The following is a 1,175-nucleotide window of genomic DNA, read 5'->3' as shown; positions in this document are numbered from 1 at the left end:
CTGGTCTCCGCGGTGCCGGACTCCATGGCGCCCGCTCACCGGTCGGACACGCCCGGTCGGCATGGGCTGTCCGGGGCAGCCCATGCCGAACGTGGGGGCCGTTGACGCCGGCAACGGTGAACATGCCGCCGCCCTCCTCGCTGGCGGTGTTGTTCGCGCCGTCATGCGGAGACCGGGCGTACCGCCGCGCTGACACCTTGGTGCCAACACCTGTCACGAGCACCCGTGAGCAAGCTCATCGCCGACTGCCGCTGAAAACGGTGGACACACGCGGTCTCTGAGTCGGACGAAGTCGTCGACGCCAGCCCAATGACACCATGTGCCCCGCCTCAGAGCGAATGGCCCCCCTGGGTCGCGTGCGTACCCGGCAGCGGTGGTTGGCGTGTTCAGGCACCAGGGTGTCCCCCCTCGTCGGTGCCGAACAGAGGAACTGTGAGCCGGCGTTCGACGGCGTTGGGCAGTGACGGCCACAGCTCGGTACGCCGCCCTCGGTCCTGCGAGCCCTGGCGCTCGGCACGGCGGATCCCGGACACGGCCAGAGCCAGGGCGGCAAGGGGCACTGCGAGCCCGGCCCCGAGGAGCACACCGGCGAGTACAGCGCCGTCGGCCAGGGCGAACGGAAGCGCGACCCCGAGGCAGAGCGTGCCGAGGCCGCCGAGGACGCAAACCATCCACCACAGTGGCGTGAGCGGGTGCTCGTTGCGCAGGTGGTTGACCAGCTGGCGGTCGGTGGGACGCCGCCGCGGGTGCTCTCCGGCGGCGACGAACAGTTCGGCGCGCCCACGCAGTGCCCACACAGCGTGCACCCCCACCCATGCGATGGGCAGTACGAATAGCGTGGTCAGTACCAAACTCGCCTGAATCGCCCGCGGTACCGACATCCAGCCGAGGGCGTCGGCGACCACGGAGGCCACAGCGGCTCCCGCCAGTACAGCACCCGCAGCGCTCGTGGCCACGAGCCATCGCCGGGCCCGGCGCACGCGAGCACTCAGAGGGAACTCGACTGCGTCCAACGTCTTCTCCAATCGATGACCGCAGGCACTCTACGCAGCCCTCCGCGGAGGGCCCGCCCCAGCTCCCACTGTGATTCCCAATCAGGTTGTCAAGGCAGGTGGATGACGAATCGTGGCCGCGTCATGGTGTCGCTGTGACGGTGTGTTGAGGTGGGACGATCT

General features: G+C 69.4%; 1 protein-coding gene. It reads right to left on the bottom strand.

Translation table 11 applies throughout. From position 1 onward, the window contains the following. Positions 1–386 precede the first annotated feature (386 nt). Entirely contained in the window at positions 387–956 is a 570-nt protein-coding gene (locus tag ACFWI9_RS34570) for a hypothetical protein (protein ID WP_387169328.1), read from the bottom strand. Positions 957–1,175: the final 219 nt, after the last annotated feature.

Origin of the sequence: Streptomyces sp. NPDC127084 (assembly GCF_042724175.1) — a bacterium.
GTDB lineage: Bacteria > Actinomycetota > Actinomycetes > Streptomycetales > Streptomycetaceae > Streptomyces.
The sequence above is the reverse complement of the archived record's forward strand: the minus strand, read 5'-3'. Positions and strand labels throughout refer to the sequence as shown.